The organism is Desulfitobacterium sp. THU1, assembly GCF_038181555.1.
In the GTDB taxonomy this organism is placed as follows: domain Bacteria; phylum Bacillota; class Desulfitobacteriia; order Desulfitobacteriales; family Desulfitobacteriaceae; genus Desulfitobacterium.
The window spans coordinates 1-17,933 of record NZ_JBBWUA010000024.1 but is presented as its reverse complement, the minus strand read 5'-3'; the positions used below and the strand labels follow the sequence as shown (position 1 = coordinate 17,933).

Annotated in this window: 14 protein-coding genes; 13 read left to right on the top strand and 1 reads right to left on the bottom strand. The window is 46.2% G+C overall.

Annotation, left to right across the window (positions count from 1 at the left end):
• Positions 1-18: 18 nt before the first annotated feature.
• The 13 genes from mutS (at position 19) to AAC978_RS14480 (ending at position 17,562) form a co-directional block, all read left to right on the top strand.
• Positions 19-2,571, top strand: coding sequence for a DNA mismatch repair protein MutS (gene mutS, locus AAC978_RS14540; protein WP_341548789.1), 2,553 nt, complete (start codon positions 19-21; stop codon positions 2,569-2,571).
• Positions 2,572-2,584: 13 nt separating this feature from the next.
• Positions 2,585-4,264, top strand: a complete 1,680-nt coding sequence (locus tag AAC978_RS14535) for a hydantoinase/oxoprolinase family protein (protein ID WP_341548788.1) — start codon at positions 2,585-2,587, stop codon at positions 4,262-4,264.
• The gene (locus AAC978_RS14530) at positions 4,261-5,586 is read left to right on the top strand and encodes a histone deacetylase family protein (RefSeq protein ID WP_341548787.1); all 1,326 of its coding nucleotides are present in this window, start codon (positions 4,261-4,263) and stop codon (positions 5,584-5,586) included. Before AAC978_RS14535 ends, AAC978_RS14530 begins: the two co-directional genes overlap by 4 nt.
• Positions 5,583-7,592 (top strand): DNA mismatch repair endonuclease MutL, encoded by a 2,010-nt coding sequence (gene mutL, locus AAC978_RS14525; RefSeq protein ID WP_341548786.1) that lies wholly within the window; start codon positions 5,583-5,585, stop codon positions 7,590-7,592. Before AAC978_RS14530 ends, mutL begins: the two co-directional genes overlap by 4 nt.
• Positions 7,593-7,721: 129 nt before the next feature.
• Entirely contained in the window at positions 7,722-8,558 is an 837-nt protein-coding gene (locus tag AAC978_RS14520) for a class I SAM-dependent methyltransferase (protein ID WP_341548785.1), read from the top strand.
• Positions 8,555-9,499 carry a tRNA (adenosine(37)-N6)-dimethylallyltransferase MiaA gene (miaA, locus tag AAC978_RS14515; RefSeq protein WP_341548784.1) on the top strand — a complete coding sequence of 315 codons (945 nt, stop codon included), beginning with the start codon at positions 8,555-8,557 and terminating at the stop codon, positions 9,497-9,499. Before AAC978_RS14520 ends, miaA begins: the two co-directional genes overlap by 4 nt.
• A 34-nt stretch (positions 9,500-9,533) precedes the next feature.
• On the top strand, positions 9,534-9,785 hold the full coding sequence (hfq, locus tag AAC978_RS14510) for an RNA chaperone Hfq (protein ID WP_341548783.1): 252 nt from the start codon (positions 9,534-9,536) through the stop codon (positions 9,783-9,785).
• Between the two features lie 205 nt (positions 9,786-9,990).
• Positions 9,991-11,823 carry a translational GTPase TypA gene (gene typA, locus AAC978_RS14505; RefSeq protein WP_341548782.1) on the top strand — a complete coding sequence of 611 codons (1,833 nt, stop codon included), beginning with the start codon at positions 9,991-9,993 and terminating at the stop codon, positions 11,821-11,823.
• Positions 11,824-11,892: 69 nt separating this feature from the next.
• Entirely contained in the window at positions 11,893-12,858 is a 966-nt protein-coding gene (locus AAC978_RS14500; protein WP_341548781.1) for an AAA family ATPase, read from the top strand.
• A 34-nt stretch (positions 12,859-12,892) separates the two neighbouring features.
• Positions 12,893-14,509 carry a GTPase HflX gene (gene hflX / locus AAC978_RS14495; RefSeq protein ID WP_341548780.1) on the top strand — a complete coding sequence of 539 codons (1,617 nt, stop codon included), beginning with the start codon at positions 12,893-12,895 and terminating at the stop codon, positions 14,507-14,509.
• Between the two features lie 12 nt (positions 14,510-14,521).
• Entirely contained in the window at positions 14,522-15,784 is a 1,263-nt protein-coding gene (locus AAC978_RS14490) for a methionine gamma-lyase family protein (RefSeq protein WP_341548779.1), read from the top strand.
• Between the two features lie 10 nt (positions 15,785-15,794).
• The gene (gene lepB, locus AAC978_RS14485; protein ID WP_341548778.1) at positions 15,795-16,361 is read left to right on the top strand and encodes a signal peptidase I; all 567 of its coding nucleotides are present in this window, start codon (positions 15,795-15,797) and stop codon (positions 16,359-16,361) included.
• Between the two features lie 115 nt (positions 16,362-16,476).
• The gene (locus tag AAC978_RS14480; protein ID WP_341548777.1) at positions 16,477-17,562 is read left to right on the top strand and encodes a D-alanine--D-alanine ligase; all 1,086 of its coding nucleotides are present in this window, start codon (positions 16,477-16,479) and stop codon (positions 17,560-17,562) included.
• A 127-nt stretch (positions 17,563-17,689) separates the two neighbouring features.
• Here AAC978_RS14480 and AAC978_RS14475 read toward each other — a convergent pair.
• Positions 17,690-17,933, bottom strand: a 244-nt coding sequence (locus tag AAC978_RS14475) for a LexA family protein (protein WP_341548776.1), incomplete at its 5' end; no start/stop codon positions are given.

Sequence of the window (17,933 nt, the reverse complement as noted above, 5' to 3'; positions counted from 1 at the left end):
TCTAAGGAGTCGTTGATTATGAGCACACCCATGATGCAGCAATATAAGTCCATAAAATCTCAAGTACCTGACGCCATTCTTTTCTTTCGTCTAGGAGATTTTTACGAAATGTTTGGCGAAGATGCTCAGACCGCTGCCCCTGTTTTGGAAATTGCCTTAACAGGCCGAGATTCGGGGGGAGGGCAGAGAACTCCTATGTGCGGTGTTCCTCACCATTCTGTCGAAGGCTATCTCGTGAAGCTGGTGAATGCCGGCTATAAAGTTGCCTTGTGTGAGCAAGTAGAAGATCCTCAAACAGCCAAAGGCATCGTGAAGAGAGAGATCACCCGCATTATTTCACCAGGTACTTTAACAGATTCCTTGGTAGAACAAAGGAATAACTTTTTAGCTTCTGTCTTCCATGAACAAGAGTGGGGTTTAGCTTTTGTGGATATTTCCACAGGCGAGTTCACCATTTTTCAAACCCCATCCCTTGATAACCTAATCACTGAGCTAGCGAGGATTCATCCTTCGGAATTACTGCTACCTTCGGAACTCATGAAATCAAAGCATTGGCGCGATTATTATCTTACGCAACGAGAGAAGAAAAGCTTTCAGCAGGCCGCTCTCGCGAAACGTTTTACCGAGCAAGTTGAAACCTTTCAGGAATTCCCAATAGCTATGAAGGCTGCTAATGGCCTGTGGCAATATATCTTAGAAACTTCACCGGAGATTGAACCCTCCCATATCTTAAGGATTAAAACTTATCGCCCCGAGCATTGGATGCTCCTCGACCCATGGACACGCAGAAATCTAGAACTGACTGAAGCCATTCGCGGTCAAGGAAAAAAGGGAACCTTGCTATCTGTTCTTGACTTTACTAAGACTGCTTTCGGCGGACGGTTGCTCAGGCGCTGGATTGAACAACCCCTGCTCTTACATAAGGAAATCGAAAAGCGCTTAGACAATGTGGAATCTTTGGTGGAGGATAGCTTTCTGCGCGGCGACCTTATTCAACACTTTAGCAAGGTATTTGATTTAGAGCGCCTCATCGGGAAGGTGTCTTATGGTACGGCTAATGCCCGAGACTTATTGTCCTTGTCTCAAACCCTCGGCTTGCTTCCCCAACTGCGGTTTTTACTGACGGAAAGTAGAGCCACTACCTTAAAACAATTTGTTCCTGCCTTGGAAGGGCTGGATTCATTAGCCGCAACTCTTGAACAAGCCATCAACCCGGAAGCGCCCATCTCACTTCGGGAGGGTAATCTGCTAAAGGTTGGGTACTCTCAGGAAATCGATGAATTACGCAGTATTTCCTCCGGCGGTAAAGCTTGGGTAGCAAAGCTAGAGAACACCGAGAAAGAACGTACCGGTATTCGCTCTTTGAAAGTTGGCTATAATAGAGTATTTGGGTATTATATAGAGGTAACCCATACGAATTCCCATCTTATCCCACCCGAATATATTCGTAAACAAACCTTAGCCAACGCCGAACGCTATATCACCCCCGAGCTTAAAGAATATGAGCAAAAAATCTTGGGAGCTGAGGAGAAGGTTATGCAGTTGGAATACCAGCTGTTTCTCGAACTCCGCGAAAAAGTCCGTCAATTGACCCCCAAGATTTTAGAAGCTGCTCAGGCCCTCGCTGAAATTGATGTCTACACAAGCCTAGCGGAAGCGGCGGTACGCCACCATTATAATCGCCCTGAAATGACCCTCGGCGGCGACCTTAAGATTATTGAGGGGCGGCATCCGGTGGTAGAATCCATGCTTCTGGATAGTTCCTTTGTCCCGAATGATACTATACTCAACCCTGAGAAACATCTCGCGTTAATCACCGGTCCCAATATGGCCGGAAAATCCACCTATATGCGACAGGTAGCTCTCATTGTCTTAATGGCTCAAATAGGTAGCTTTGTTCCGGCTCAACAGGCCATCATCCCTATCGCTGATCATATTTTTACCCGGGTTGGCGCTTCCGATGATTTGGCCTCGGGACAAAGCACATTTATGGTAGAAATGCACGAAGTCGCCCATATCCTTCGCCATGTGACCCCTAATAGTCTCATTATCCTGGACGAAGTAGGCAGAGGTACTGCTACCTATGACGGTCTCAGTATTGCCTGGGCTGTGGCTGAATATTTAGCCAGTCAGGAAATCCAACCTAAAACCTTGTTTGCCACCCATTATCATGAGCTAACAGATTTAGAAGAAACTCATTCCGGAATCTTTAACCTGCATGTAGGGGTTAGGGAACACGGAGAGGAAATCGTTTTCCTGCATAAGATAATTCCTGGGCGTGCAGACCGCAGCTATGGTATTCAAGTGGCAAAGCTGGCTGGACTTCCATCCCAGCTGCTGCAAAGAGCAAAAATCATCCTGCATGAACTGGAATCGTCTGCTCACGAGAGTCGCAAAGAGAAACTATATAATGGGGATAAAATATCCCAACTCTCTTTGTTTGAGGTCCAACCTTTAGATCCCTTATTACAGGAGCTCGTTGAGCTTTCTGTGGACGATTTAACGCCAAGACAGGCATTAGACTATCTTTTTGACCTTAAAGAACGGATAAAAACTTCTGAGTCACGGTAATAGGAGGGTAACTATGGCATACCAAGTGGGCATTGACGTCGGTGGGACGTTTACTGATGGGGTTCTTATTCATGAGAATCGACTTATCAATAAAACTAAAGTTCCAACGCAAGCTGATAATCTGTTGGGCACCTTGCTCCAGGCTCTGGATCACCTGGGTGTCTTTAACCAACCCGTCGAACAGATTACTGTCAGTACCACCTTGGTGACCAACGCTATCCTAGAGAACAAATTACCCCCTGTCCAATTATTCCTATTTCCTGGCTCCGGCATGAAGCTCGATGCACTGCCTTGGCCAGTTTCCTATCATTCCTTAAAGGGAGAGATTGACTATCGAGGGAGAGAAGTAACTCCTCCCGATGAGCTGGAATGGCGCCGAATCTGTCATCAGCTGGAGTTAGATTCAGAAACTCAAGTCGCTGTGGTCAGCAAATTCTCCCATCGCAATAAAATTCTTGAAGAGAGCCTAGCTCAGTTTTTAAGCAAGCGTTACCCCGAACTAGATATTGCCCTTGGTTATGAATGGGGACATGCGAATTTTTACCGGCGTAGTCTTACAACCTATCTCAACACTGCTTGCAAAAATCTCTATACGAATTTCTCTGCCCAGTTGCATCAAGCGGTAGAACAGCATGGATCACAAGCGAAAATTACTGTCTTAAAAGCGGATGGAGGGATCTTGCCTAGCACCCAGCTTCGGCCTGTCGAATCCATTAACTCCGGTCCTGCAGCCAGTATTATTGGCGCACTTGCCCAGTCTGACCCTCAGCAATCCTATGCGGTGGTAGATATTGGAGGAACAACGACAGATATCGGTCTTGTTCTTTCAGGGGAACCTTTATTGAGCACCCATGGGGCTCAGATCGGTCCCTACCTGACCCTGATTCGCTCCCTGTCCACGCGCTCGATACCTATCGGAGGGGATTCTGCCATCCTTTCCTCAGCTGATACTCCTGAGGGCTTCATTATTGCTCCTTATCGTCTAGGACCGGCCTATTGCTTATCCGGCAATTGCCCCACCCCCACGGATGCTATGCGCTACCTCAAGCGGATCGATTACGGCGATTGGGAACGTGCGGCACAAGGGTTAGCTACCTTATTGCCACCGGAAGCACGCCATCCGCAATCCCTGCACGATTTAGCTCTCAAGATCTTAGATCAGTTTGCGGCAAAGGTAACTGAGACCTACGCGAGTTTATACAAGGAGTGGCGAGAAGAACCAGCCTATAAGGTCTGGGAGGTTCTGCACCCTCATAGCTCAAGAGATTTTTATATCTGGGTCAGCGGGGGAAGTGCTCAGGGGATTGCGCCATCTTTAGAGGATAAAGTAGGTCTGCCCGTTCGCTTTAGTGAACATGCTGATGTTTCCAATGCCATCGGTGCAGCCCTTGCTCGACCGACCTTTTCTTGCACCCTTCATCTGGACACCACCATGCGCTCTTATCGGATTGAGGAATACGGGGAGCAGGGTGAATGGTTTGGTGCAAAGCGTCCTCATAAAGAAGTACAAGAATTTCTGATGGGGATCGCTCGAGAAAAGGCCACAAACATCGGCTTAAACCTCAATGAGCTCGAACTCAAAACCCAAGCCTTCGATTTCTTTCCTGTGGTTAAAGGCTATGAGACAGTTGGACAAATAATCCGGGGTTCCGTGGTTGTTCCCCCGGGTGTCGTCGGGAGGCTTAAGGTATGAAACATACAGGATTATTGTTTTTTCCGGCTTTTGACTGGTCCTTAGGTGCTACCCATCCTGAACGAGAGGAAAGGCTCCTCTACACTCAAGAGCAGCTGCTTGAAGAGGGGATTATGGATTTACCCCATGTCAAGCAATACTCACCTGGAGTCGCCTCTCTAAAGGATGTTCTGCGCACTCAAGGAATATTTCCTTCGCCTGAAAGCCATGATTTAGCTGCCCATCTCATTGCCGCAGGGAGTTCGTTGGTGTTAGGAGAGGCTTGGGCCAAAAAGGAGATTGACAATGGCTTCGCCTTAGTAAGACCTCCGGGACATCATGCCGGTGCTACGGTTCAAGGCAATCGAGGCTTCTGTACTCTTAACAACGAAGCCATTCTTATCAATTACCTGCGTACTTTTTATGGTATTAAAAAGGTAGCTATTGTTGATACGGATGTTCATCATGGGGACGGGACTCAGGATATCTTTTATCATGATCCTAACGTGCTCTTTATTTCCCTTCATCAAGATGGCCGGACACTTTACCCAGGAAGCGGCTATATCTATGAAAAGGGGGGACCTAATGCTTGGGAGACGACCTTGGACATTCCCCTTAATCCCGGAACCGGGGATGAGGATCTGCATTATGTTCTGGAAAATTGGGTTTTACCTCGGCTTTACGAGTTTCAACCGGATTTGATTATCAACTCAGCAGGCCAAGACAATCATTTCACCGATCCCTTAGCCTCGATGAATGTTACTGCCCGCGGTTATGGCCGTATTACCGAGCTACTTAAACCGGATTTAGCTGTCTTGGAAGGTGGATACTCCATAGAAGGGGCCTTGCCCTATGTGAACTTAGCTATTGTTCTTGTTTTAGCAGGAGAAGACTATAGTGGAGTTATCGAGCCCCAAAAACCTCGTCACCCCCAAACGGGTACCCATGCCTTCAAAGGCTTTATCAAAGAGCTGAAGGAACAGTATCGTCGGACCAAGCCAGACTGGATGATTCGCACGGAGAGCTTTCTTCCTCTCGGCCGATGGATTTACTATCCTCATTCAGTGTATTACGATACAGAAGGCTTCCAAGAGGTTCGCAAGGACTGGATTCGCCAATGTAATCACTGTGGTGGGACGGTCCTGATCGAAAGTCAAAACACCTTAACCGGCAAGGAGTCGGCCTTGGTGCGGATTCCTTTTGAAGCATGTAACCAATGTACTCAAGCCGGATATGATTTATGGGAACAGCTTAAGGGACGGAACATCCCGGTATTACTTCAAGATCAGCTGAATAATAAAGTGGACTTTTGGTCTAAGGAGAAGGGGGTAGCGAGCTATTGACCGCCAAAATCAAGATACTTGACACACAAGCTTCCAATCAAATCGCTGCCGGTGAAGTGGTGGAGCGTCCCGTATCTGTGGTAAAGGAACTCATCGAAAACGCTCTAGACGCTGGTGCCACACAGATTGAGATCACAATTGAGGGCAGCGGAATAGAAAGAATTCGTGTGCAAGATAATGGTCAAGGTATACCCGCCGAAGAATTGCCTCTGGCGGTATTGCGCCATGCTACCAGTAAGATACGCACCATCGATGACCTTATGCAACTACAAACCCTTGGCTTTCGCGGGGAAGCCTTGCCGAGTATAGCTTCTGTCTCAAAATTAGAGATTATCAGTCGTCCTCCTACCGAAATCTCCGGGCGTGTTCTGAGAATTGAAGGAGGGGAGCAGCTTGAGTTCGACCATATCGGCAGCCCTCCGGGAACCACGATCACCGTCGATGATTTGTTCTACAATACACCCGCTCGACGAAAATTCCTCAAATCCAAGAACACCGAATTTGGTCAAATCTCAGATGTCATTGGACGACTTTCCTTAGCTCGGCCTGATGTCTCCTTTATCCTCAAGCATCCCAAGGTGCTTGTTCTCCAAACTCCCGGCAGGGGACAGCTACTTGACAGCATCGGCGCCGTACTGGGGCAAGCAACTGCCCGTCGTCTTCTGCCCATATCCTGTGCTTCCGGGGATTGGCAACTTAAGGGCTATATCAGCCCACCCGATCTCGTGCGTTCTACCAAGCAAGGGGAGGCACTTATCGTGAATCAGCGGATTATCCGCTCTAATAGCATTAGTCGAGCCATTTTAGAGGGGTATCATACTCTGATTCCGGCTAAGGTTTATCCCATTGTGGTTTTAGATTTGCAAATTCCCCCCCATGAATATGATGTGAACGTGCATCCGACAAAAATGGAGATTCGCTTTCATAAAGAAAAAGAACTTATGGAATTCATCGCCGAATGCGTGCGAAGGACCCTGCTCGAAGCCCATCCTGTGACCCCCTTTGAGAAATACTCAGCGGATAAACGCTTTACGGGAATAAACTCTAACTCGAGTGCACAGAATGATTTTAGACAAGGCCAGGATAGTAAAGAATTAACTTCTCGAGAAGCAAAGTCTGCACAGTATACTTTTGGTTTCTCCCCTAAAGACCCTCAAAAATTGCCTCAGTTGAATCTGACCCCAACTCCCGAGGGATCCGCTGCAAAGCCCCCTGCAAACTTTCTCAAGGAAAACAGAGCTCATTGGGAGCCGTTCCTAAACCCCTCGCCAAGAGTAACCGCTGAACACACAAAGGGTATTCTTGAACCAGTGGATACCCAAGTAGCACCTCCTGAAACACAATCAGAATTAGCTTGCGAAAAAGAACCCTATTTCCTCGAAAAAGAGTCCAATTTCCCAAATCAAGCAAGCACACAACAAAGTCCTCTGCTTGCTTTAAGACCGATTGGTCAGGTCTTTGACACGTATATTCTGGCCAGTAATGGTGAGCAGCTGGTGATTTTTGACCAGCATGCGGCTCATGAACGCATTAATTATGAGCGATTATTAAAAGAGCATCAAAAGAATTCCGGAGATTGCCAGATGTTATTGATTCCTCTTCCCATGGAGTTTACCCCCGGAGAGGAAGAGGCCCTTCTTGAACATTTCCTATTACTTAATGATATGGGTTTTATTCTAGAGCAATTCGGCACACGAACTTACCTCCTACGCGGGATTCCGGCCTATAGCGGACCCTATCAAGGAGAAAATCTACTTCGGGATTTCCTTGAGCAGGTTATGTTGCGTCAAATTCCACCCTCCATGGATCAACTACTCGAAGAATGGATCTATATGCTGGCCTGCAAGGAATCCATTAAGGCTAAAGCAAACCTGAACCATATGGAGATGGAGCAGCTTATTGTTCAACTGAGTAAAACAGCTAGTCCATATACTTGCCCCCACGGACGTCCTACTATGGTCCAGCTTTCTCAAGAAGAGCTTGAGCGACGCTTTTACCGTAGCTAAAGCTGGGGTTGCCGTAGATACCTAGTTAAAAGTTCTTAAGACACAAAGTGCTAGAGGTGCAAGCACTGGAGAGACGAAGTACTCATCGATAAAATAGTTAATAAATAGAAATAGCTCGGAGTGGCGTTAATGATAGGCTCAACAGTAATTCTTAACCTTACCCATCCCAAGGATCCCCATTTACTTAAGCAGTCAGCTTGGTTTTCAGAACAACCTGGCATCACAATTTTACCTTCCGAAAAAAGGTATAGTCGACCTAGGGATAGAGAGCTCTACCCAACTCTCCACATTACCCGCAAAGGGACATTTTTGGAAGCCGGGGAGCATCGTATCATGTTTCACCCTAGTATGGCTCTATTGAGAGTTATCCAGATTCTCAGAGGTGAACCCGATCGATTCCTGAAGGCAGTCAATCTCCAGGAAGGGGATACCTTTTTAGATGCCACTTTAGGCCTCGGAACGGATGCCTTGGTAGCTGCTTTTCGAGTCGGAGCGCGGGGCCAGGTTATCGGCATCGAACACTCAGCCATCTTATCCGCTTTAGTTCAGGATGGCTTAACTTCTTTAGCTCAAGGAAATTACCCTCAAGCAGATAATCCAGATAAAAATCGAGCGTGGCTGGCTTTGTCTGAAGCGGCCCAACATATTCAGGTCCAATGGGGTGACCACCAAGAATTACTGACCCAATTCCTCTCATCCTCGGTGGATGTTGTCTATTTTGACCCTATGTTCCGTCATACTCGAGACAAAAGTGATTCCATCCGCCCCTTGCACCAGGTTTCCAATCCCCAAGCCTTAAGTCAAGAAGCGGTTGCTGAGGCCTACCGTGTAGCAAGAAAGCGCGTTATTCTAAAAGAGCGCAAAGAGAGCCCGGAGTTTGCACGTTTGGGTTTTTCTGTTGATGAGGGTGGGAAATATAGCCATGTGGACTATGGAATGATCAGAAAGGAGGGAGCGGGGGATTGAAGCCCTTGGTTATCATTGTGGGACCGACCGCTGTGGGAAAGACTGCACTTAGTGTTGCCCTTGCCCAAGCCCTCCAAGGTGAAATTATCTCTGGGGACTCGGTGCAAATCTATCGAAAGCTGGACATCGGATCCGCTAAACCAAGCCAAGAGGAGCAGGGTAATGTTCCGCATTATTTGCTGGATGCCCTCGATCCAAGGCAGCCGTTTACAGTAGCTCAATTTCAAGCCTTAGCCCAAAAAACTATCCAAGATATTAGAAGCAGGGACAAAGTTCCGATTGTCGTGGGAGGCACAGGACTTTATATCCGTTCCTTGCTTGATCCTTTTGGTTTTGCCGAACACGGCTCGGAATCCATTCGCAAGGGTTGGTACGACTTCCTTGCTCAACAGGGAAAAGAAGCCCTGCACCGCGAATTAGAGACAAGGGACCCACTCAGTGCCCAACGTCTTCATCCTAACGATACAGTGCGAGTTATCCGGGCGCTGGAGATGTGCCAACTAACTGGCAAGCCATTTTCTGAGATCCGCGGCGATCAAGACACCCACTACTCCAACTTAGATCCTTCCACACTCTATGTGGGGCTCACCGCTCCCCGAGAAATTATTTATGAGCGGATCAACCTCCGTTGTGAACAAATGTTAGCCTCAGGGCTCATCGAAGAGACGCATAGCTTACTCAAAGAAGGGTATTCCCCTCGTCTTAAGCCCCTGCAGAGTATCGGATATCGGCATGCCTTGCTTTATCTCTATGGTAAGGTGACCCAACAAGAAATGCTCCGCATCTTTCAAAGAGATACCCGGCACTTTGCCAAACGGCAGCTTACCTGGTTTCGTAGAGACCCGCGTATTATTTGGCATGACACTTACAACGAGAAAATGTCAAATATTATTGAATCTTTGATTGACACTTGCAGTGCGATTGAAAGTCGTGTAAAATAGGAAAATAGAAATAGATGGTGGTGGAGGTAAAAAAATGAACAAATCGCCCATCAATTTGCAGGATACCTTTTTAAACCAAGTCCGAAAAGAAAATATGCCAGTCACGATTTATCTAGTGAATGGCTTTCAATTAAAAGGCTTAGTCCGCGGATTTGATAATTTTACAGTCGTCCTTGAATTTGAAGGTAAACAGCAAATGGTTTACAAACACGCTATTTCAACAGTTATGCCGATTCGTCCGATTAATTTAGTAGCCGCATCACAATCCTCTGCCGAGGACCGTTAAGAATAAGGTCAATACTTAAAAGCCTGATTCATTCAGGCTTTTTTTTGTGTGTGAAGGATATAAGTGGTTTCAAGTTTTGTCAATATAGGATTTGGTCTAACCAATAGTAAATTTAATTTTATTACTAATTTTACTTATTGTAGAGATAATAATGGCATGGTATATTTAAGTTTGTGGTAATTTTGAGTCGAGAAAGGGAAGTTTTATGAAATCGATAAATATTCGCAATATCGCAATCATTGCACACGTTGATCATGGCAAAACAACACTAGTTGATGCCATGCTTAGACAAAGCGGAACCTTCCGCGCTAACCAAAACGTTGTGGAACGTGTCATGGATTCGAATGATTTAGAGCGGGAGAGAGGGATTACCATTCTCTCCAAAAATACTGCCGTTACTTGGCAGGGCACAAAGATCAATATCGTTGATACCCCAGGTCACGCCGACTTTGGTGGTGAGGTGGAACGTGTTTTAAAAATGGTCAACGGGGTGCTCCTGGTTGTCGACTCTTTTGAAGGGCCGATGCCCCAAACTCGTTTTGTTTTAAAGAAAGCTTTAGAATTAAAACTAGTACCCATCGTTGTCATTAACAAAATTGACCGTCCCGACGCCCGCCCGGCTGAAGTCGTCGATGAAGTTCTTGATTTATTTATCGAGTTAGGGGCTGACGAAGACCAATTAGATTTTCCGGTGGTATATGCCTCAGCTCGTGATGGTATTGCCGGCAACGAACCTGATCAACTTACAGATAATTTAGAACCTGTCTTTAAGGTTGTACTTGATCATATTCCTGCCCCCTATGTGGATCTTGATGCACCCTTGCAGCTCTTAGTTACAACTCTTGACTATGATGACTATGTAGGCAAGATCGTCATTGGTCGAATTGTGCGCGGCAAGGTCAGTCAAGGAGAAAACATTACCTTAATTAAGCGTGACGGAACCTTTGAGCGGGCTAAAATCGGTAAAGTCTATACCTACGAAGGGTTGAAACGGAGCGATGTACCCGAAGCCGGTGCAGGGGAGATTGTCGCCTTAACCGGTTTAACCACTGCGAATATCGGTGAGACAGTGGCCGATGCCAGCAATCCGGAGGCTCTACCGGTTATTGAGGTTGATGAACCAACTCTAACTATGAATTTTATTGTTAATAATAGTCCTTTTGCCGGTCTGGAAGGAGAATTCGTTACCTCCCGCAAGCTCAGAGAACGTTTGTTTAAAGAGGTTGAGACCAATGTCAGCCTGCGTGTTGAAGAAACGGATTCTGCAGATTCCTTTAAGGTGTCCGGACGTGGTGAGCTTCACTTATCCATTCTCATTGAAAACATGAGACGGGAAGGTTATGAGCTTCAAGTCTCTAAACCTGAGGTCATCTATAGAATGATTGATGGCCAGAAATGTGAACCCATCGAATATTTGAACTGTGATATTCCCGAAACTGCCATGGGTACAGTTATCGATCTGTTAGGTAAGCGGAAGGCTGAGATGGTCAATATGTCCCACATATCGCAAACCCAAATGCGTGTGGAATTCAAAGTTCCCGCTCGGGGCCTTATTGGTTTCCGAGGAGATTTCCTAACCGAAACCCGCGGCGAAGGAATTATGAGTCATATCTTTAATGGCTACGAGCCTTATAAAGGTGACATCCCCGGTAGAAGTCGCGGAGTCTTAATTGCCTTTGAAACGGGTGAAGCTACAACTTATGGACTTCATTCCGCTCAGGAACGTGGCATGACCTTCATTGAGCCGGGAACCAAGATTTATGAAGGAATGATTGTTGGCGAAAGCAATCGTGAACAAGACATTGAAGTGAATGTAGCTAGGAAAAAGCACGTGACGAATATGCGCGCCAGTAATTCCGAAGAAGCTTTGCGTTTAGAAAAAGCTAAGATCTTTACTTTGGAACAGGCTTTGGAATATATTGATGATGACGAATTGGTGGAGGTAACTCCCAAAAGTATTCGGTTACGCAAAAAGCATCTCGATAAAAACGCTCGGGTACGCTATGCTAAATCCTTATCTTCTAACAGCGCAAAATGAGTCTATAATTTTAGGACACCTTTCCCATCTTGCTGCGTATAGTAGTAAAGATGGGAGGTGTCGCATCTTATGGCAATTCGTATTACCTTTCGACCGGAAAAGAACCAACCTCCGATCGTTCAAACTTCGCAGGTTCAACCCCTTACCTCGGGAGCAGATTCAATTCAAGAGCCCCAGCGTGGGCGAAAGGTAATACATAATGTAGCTGAAAATAAAGATATTGCCGAAATCCTTGCCGAACTGGATGCTTTGGTAGGCTTAACTACAGTTAAACGACTTATCAATGAGATCCAAGCGTATATAGAAATTCAAAAACGGCGAACACGTGAAAAACTAACCGCCGAGCCCCTGGTCCTCCACATGATTTTTCGAGGAAATCCTGGAACAGGGAAAACCACGGTAGCCCGACTTATTGGCAAGCTTTTCAAGGAGATGGAAGTCCTCCAAAAGGGGCATATTATTGAATGTGAGCGAGCCGATTTGGTGGGAGAATACATAGGTCATACGGCGCAAAAAACCCGGGATCAGGTCAAGAAAGCTTTGGGTGGCGTTCTATTTATTGATGAAGCCTACTCTTTAGCTCGTGGTGGCGAAAAGGATTTTGGCAAAGAGGCCATCGACGCTCTGGTCAAAGCCATGGAAGATCATAAAAATGAACTCATTTTGATTTTAGCTGGCTATAAACACGAGATGGAATGGTTTTTACAGACGAATCCCGGTCTCAGGTCACGCTTTCCAATCCATATTGATTTTCCGGATTACTCAATCGATGAACTTTTAAGGATTGGCGATTCCATGTTGAAAGCTCGTCAATACGAATTTACACTCGAAGCTCGGGACGCCTTTCGCTTTATGCTGCAAGGGGTTCTAAACTCTCATCCTTATGCGGGAAACGCCCGCTTGGTCCGCAACATGGTGGAAAAAACTATTCGCAAGCAGGCTGTACGACTCTATCAAAAATCCTCCTCATCCCGTGAAGAGTTGATTCGAATTTTACCTTGTGACTTAAGTCTGGATGAAGAGGACTTAAAATAACAAGATGAACTTAAATCATCATTTGGAGGTTCAAATGGATATTCTCGGTGATATCGCTGGAATCCGTGGAACCCAGCTTAAGGCTCTTAAAGAGTTGACTGCGCTCCGGACAGAACGTCCGGGGCTTATCCATTTTAATTTATTAGAAGGTATTTGCACGCTCACCAGTCAATGGAATAAAGAAATTGCGCTTTATATAAACCGTTCGGGGATCGTCAGTGCGGTAGCTATCGGCCAACACGCTACTGTTAAGCTACCTCCGCTACCCGCCCGTCAGGCGGGTCGTTTGCGTTGTATCCACACTCATCCCGGCGGGAACGCGACTCTAAGCCCTATGGACTTAAGTGCTTTAAGCTCCGCGGGTTTAGAAAGCATGAGTAGTATAGGGGTTAAAAACGGTCAGATCACTGGGATAGAAATTGCCTTCCCAGGAGATTCAGGGCATGAAATCCTTAACTTAACTCCGAAGGAATTTGAGGATTTCTCCTACGATACCGCCGTCAACGACTTTCGTGCCCGTCCGGCTGGCCAAGTCTCGAAAGTTAGCGATCAAGAGAAAGCCTTCTTAGTAGCCCTAGAAGATGAAGATCCCGGTTATGAACTTCTTTCTGAGCTTGCCGAGCTGGCCTTATCTGCCGGTGTTGAAGTGGTAGGACAGCTTCTTCAGCCCAAGCGCTTTGGTAGTCCTGTCAGCTACATAGGCAAAGGAAAATTACAGGAATTAACACAGCATCTTCAAAACAGTGGCGCGAACGTTCTCATTTGTGACGATGAGCTTTTACCTGTTCAGCAACGCACTTTAGAACAGGCGACGGGTATCAAGGTCCTGGATCGAACCACCCTAATCCTAGATATCTTTGCTCTACGTGCCAAATCAAGAGAAGGGAAGCTCCAGGTTGAATTAGCTCAGCTCAAGCATCTTTTACCACGTCTTTCCGGTCAGGGTATCAATCTTTCTCGATTGGGAGGAGGAGTTGGGACCCGTGGTCCTGGGGAATCCAAGCTGGAAATGGATAAACGCAGGGTGCGCAAAAAGATCAATCTTCTCGAGACTGAACTGATCGAAATCCGCAAAGTCCGCACTACGCAAAGACGCCAGAGAGAAAAAAGCGGCATCCCATTGATTGCCTTAGTGGGATACACGAATGCAGGAAAAACTACCTTTTTGCAAAAAGCTATGGAACAAACCCGTTCTAAAGGTGAGGTTATTCAGGGTGAGGACAAGCTCTTTGCGACCCTCGATCCGATCGTGCGGGGGATAAAACTCAACCAAAATACCCATATCTTACTTAGTGATACGGTTGGCTTTATTCAAAAGCTACCCCATCAATTACTTCACGCTTTTCTTGCTACCCTTGAAGAAGTTCAAAATGCCGACATTTTGATCCACGTCTTGGATGCCAGCCATCCTCGAGCCTTAGAACGCGCCGATACGGTACACAGCATCTTAACGCAGCTGGAATCCAGCAATAAGCCGCGTATTACCCTGCTTAATAAAACCGATAAAATCAGTCATCCTTCGGATTTAAATCGTTTAGCTCAAGAATTATCCCATCCAATTCCCATGTCCTTAACTCAAGATAGCACACTGGCTCCTGTATGGAATAAGGTTCTTGAGCTCCTTTCAATAGATAAGGATGAAACGAACTAGGAGGTCTCACCATTGTTTTTGGATCATTTACCGAGTCAAATACAAAAAGCCAAGGTTATGGCCGAACAGCTTTTGCAGCAGCAGGAGCACTCTATTCTGAAAATTGCTGAGTATAATCACGCCAAAGTTCTCGAAGCCTTTCAGGAGGAAAGAGTATCTACCTATCATTTACAAGGCACCACGGGCTACGGCCTCGGCGATAGCGGCAGGGAAACCTTGGATCGGGTTATGGCTCGCATCCTCGGGACAGAATCAGCGCTGGTACGGGGACAATTCGTCTCCGGTACTCATGCTATAGCAGCTGCTTTGTTCGGTGTACTCAGACCTGGAGATCATTTTATTTCCGTCACAGGCGATCCTTATGATACACTAGAAGAGGTCATCGGCATCCGCGGAACAGGGCAGGGGAGCCTGAAGGATTTCGGGATATCCTATGACTCGATTCCCCTTGATGAATCGGGAAATATCCAGAATGACTTATTAGGGCAAGCCCTTAAGCCAAATACAAAGATGTTAATTATGCAGCGCTCACGGGGCTATGCATGGCGCAACTCTCTCAATATGGAGCAGATTGCTGAATTCGTAGGTTTTGTTCGCCAACATCATCCTCATCTCATTATCTTTGTAGATAATTGCTATGGCGAGCTTGTGGAGAAACGAGAGCCCGGGGATGTCGGGGTCGATCTTTTTGCCGGTTCCCTGATTAAAAATCTGGGCGGAAGCTTAGCACCTACCGGAGGATATATCGCCGGTAAAAAGGAATTAGTCGAACAAGCCGCTTGCCGCTTAACAGCTCCGGGGATTGGCGGAGAAGTAGGAGCCACCCTCCAGTGGCAGTTGCTGTTTTTCCAAGGACTATTCTTTAGCCCGCTGACGATCAGCGAATCCATTCGTGGCGCCGTTTTTTCTGCGGCCTTTTGGCAGGCTTTAGGCTTCGAGGTCAACCCGTTGCCGGAAGTTCCACGTACCGATCTTATTCAGGCAGTTAAACTTAATTCGCGCGAACGCATGGTTGCTTTTTGCCAGGGTTTCCAAAAAGGATCTCCCGTTGATAGTCATGTACTACCCATTCCCTCGGGAATGCCGGGCTATGAGGATGAGGTCATCATGGCCGGAGGGACCTTTATTCAAGGAGCTACCAGCGAATTCTCTGCTGATGGACCCATGCGCGAACCCTATATTGTTTACCAACAAGGAGGGGTTTCCTTGTACTACGTCAAATTCGGAAATATCTTAGCGGCACATAGACTTTGGGAACAGGGATTACTAAAGTGAGGTGTACAGTGTGGAAGATGAACGCTATATTAATAAAACCGAGAGTAAACCTGAGAAAAGTACCCTGAAATTTATACTAGAGATTGTAGAAATTGTCATTATTGCCTTTGCCTTATCTTGGCTGATTCGCACCTATGTTTTAGAGGCCAGAATTATTCCTACCGGCTCCATGCTCTCTACTATCCAGTTACAAGATCGCGTCATCGTCGATAAGTTATTCTTCAAGTATTTTGGGGAATTTGAACGAGGCGATATTATCGTTTTCCATCCACCTTCAAGCGCACACTCTTCCGATGATTTTATTAAACGTATCGTGGCGTTACCGGGGGATACTATTGAAATCAGCAAACACAAAACTTATATCAATGGGCAGCCTATCGAAGAGCCCTATGTCATGGAACCTCAAATCAAAACGCTTGAGTCCCTCGTCGTTCCGGAAGGCTCAGTATTTGTCATGGGGGATAACAGGAACAATAGTGCTGATTCTCGGGAATGGGGCTTTCTGCCCATTGAAAATATCTCAGGTATGACGTTATTTCGTTATTGGCCCTTGAATCGTTTCGGTGCAATTGATTAAGGAATGAGTCGATAATTACTTAAGTGATATTGATTATAGATTTAGTAGCTTTTTTATGGATTTGCATATAGTATAGAGTAATTAAAAATCTGAGCAGAGAGGATGGGTACATATAATGACAAGGCAAAGAATAGTTCTTCTCTTTGGAGGCCAATCCGGAGAGCACGAGGTCTCTCTGAATTCTGCCACTTCTGTACTCAAAGCAATAGATTCCGAAAAATACGAAGTTCAAACCATCGGAATAACCAAATCCGGTCAATGGCATTGGGGAGTAAACCCCGTAGATTGGCAACGCGATTCCTCTATTCAGGGTATTCAAGTCAATCTCATTCACGACCCCTCGAACCCGCACTTTATAGCCCTCGATGGCAGTCCGCTTCCTCATCAGGGGAAGTTTGATTTCATTTTTCCCGTCCTGCACGGACCGTTCGGCGAAGATGGTACCATCCAAGGATTATTTGAAATGGCCAATGTACCTTACGCTGGCTCAGGAGTCTTAGGCTCAGCTTTAGGTATGGATAAAGACCGCATGAAGGCAGTTTTCAGCGAAGCCGGCCTGCCACAAGCTCCGTATCTCACCATCCTTAGAGAGACATTGCATAACAACATGGAAAAAGCACTTGAAAATATTGAAGAATCTCTTGGCTATCCCTGCTTTGTTAAGCCAGCTAATCTGGGCTCCAGTGTCGGCATATCTAAGGCAAATAATCCTGAAGAGCTAGTAACGGCACTTAAACTAGCGGCTGAATACGACCGAAAAATTGTGGTTGAGAAAAATATCGTCGGGCGAGAAATTGAACTCAGTGTACTTGGCAATGATGAGGCTCAAGCCAGTGTTCCCGGAGAGATTCTTCCTTCTAAGGATTTTTATGACTATGAAGCCAAATACATCGACACCGGCTCACGCTTAGTGATACCTGCAGAGCTTGATCCTCTAGTGGTCAGCAGTCTGCAAGAGAAAGCTGTGCAAGCCTTCCATGCCGTTGAGGCCTGTGGATTAAGTCGGGTGGATTTTTTTGTTACCAAAGACAATCAGATCTATATCAATGAAATCAATACCATGCCTGGCTTCACCCAAATTTCTATGTATCCCAAGCTTTGGGAAGCGAGTGGAATCCCGTACTCGGACTTGATCACTCGTTTAATCGAACTAGGCTTTGAGCGCTTTAAAGATAGCCGTTCCCGCAAAATATCGGTTTAAGGTGGTCTCCATAGGTAGAGAATATAGTCCTGATGACAAATGGACACAAAGAAGAGGGGTTTAGGCCCCTCAATTTTTGTGTCCATTTGCTATTAAACAAGAAATAGGCGATACAAAATGTGTGATATCAATGCAAAAGACGAAATACGCCAATCACTTTACCTAAAATCACGACGTCTTGAGAATAAATAGGCTCCATGTATTGGTTTTCGGGTTGTAGACGGATCAAAGTTTTTTCTTTATAGAAGCGCTTAACCGTAGCTTCTTCACCAATCATCGCAACAACTATCTCACCATTGCGGGCAACTTGTTGTTGGCGGACTAAAATAAGATCCCCATCCATGATTCCGGCATCAATCATGCTTTCACCT

Excerpts from the sequence above, each read along its gene's own strand:
- mutS (WP_341548789.1), top strand. The coding sequence starts at position 19 with ATGAGCACACCCATGATGCAGCAATATAAGTCCATAAAATCTCAAGTA.
- AAC978_RS14535 (WP_341548788.1), top strand. The coding sequence starts at position 2,585 with ATGGCATACCAAGTGGGCATTGACGTCGGTGGGACGTTTACTGATGGG.
- AAC978_RS14530 (WP_341548787.1), top strand. The coding sequence starts at position 4,261 with ATGAAACATACAGGATTATTGTTTTTTCCGGCTTTTGACTGGTCCTTA.
- AAC978_RS14520 (WP_341548785.1), top strand. The coding sequence starts at position 7,722 with ATGATAGGCTCAACAGTAATTCTTAACCTTACCCATCCCAAGGATCCC.
- hfq (WP_341548783.1), top strand. The coding sequence starts at position 9,534 with ATGAACAAATCGCCCATCAATTTGCAGGATACCTTTTTAAACCAAGTC.
- typA (WP_341548782.1), top strand. The coding sequence starts at position 9,991 with ATGAAATCGATAAATATTCGCAATATCGCAATCATTGCACACGTTGAT.
- AAC978_RS14500 (WP_341548781.1), top strand. The coding sequence starts at position 11,893 with ATGGCAATTCGTATTACCTTTCGACCGGAAAAGAACCAACCTCCGATC.
- hflX (WP_341548780.1), top strand. The coding sequence starts at position 12,893 with ATGGATATTCTCGGTGATATCGCTGGAATCCGTGGAACCCAGCTTAAG.
- AAC978_RS14480 (WP_341548777.1), top strand. The coding sequence starts at position 16,477 with ATGACAAGGCAAAGAATAGTTCTTCTCTTTGGAGGCCAATCCGGAGAG.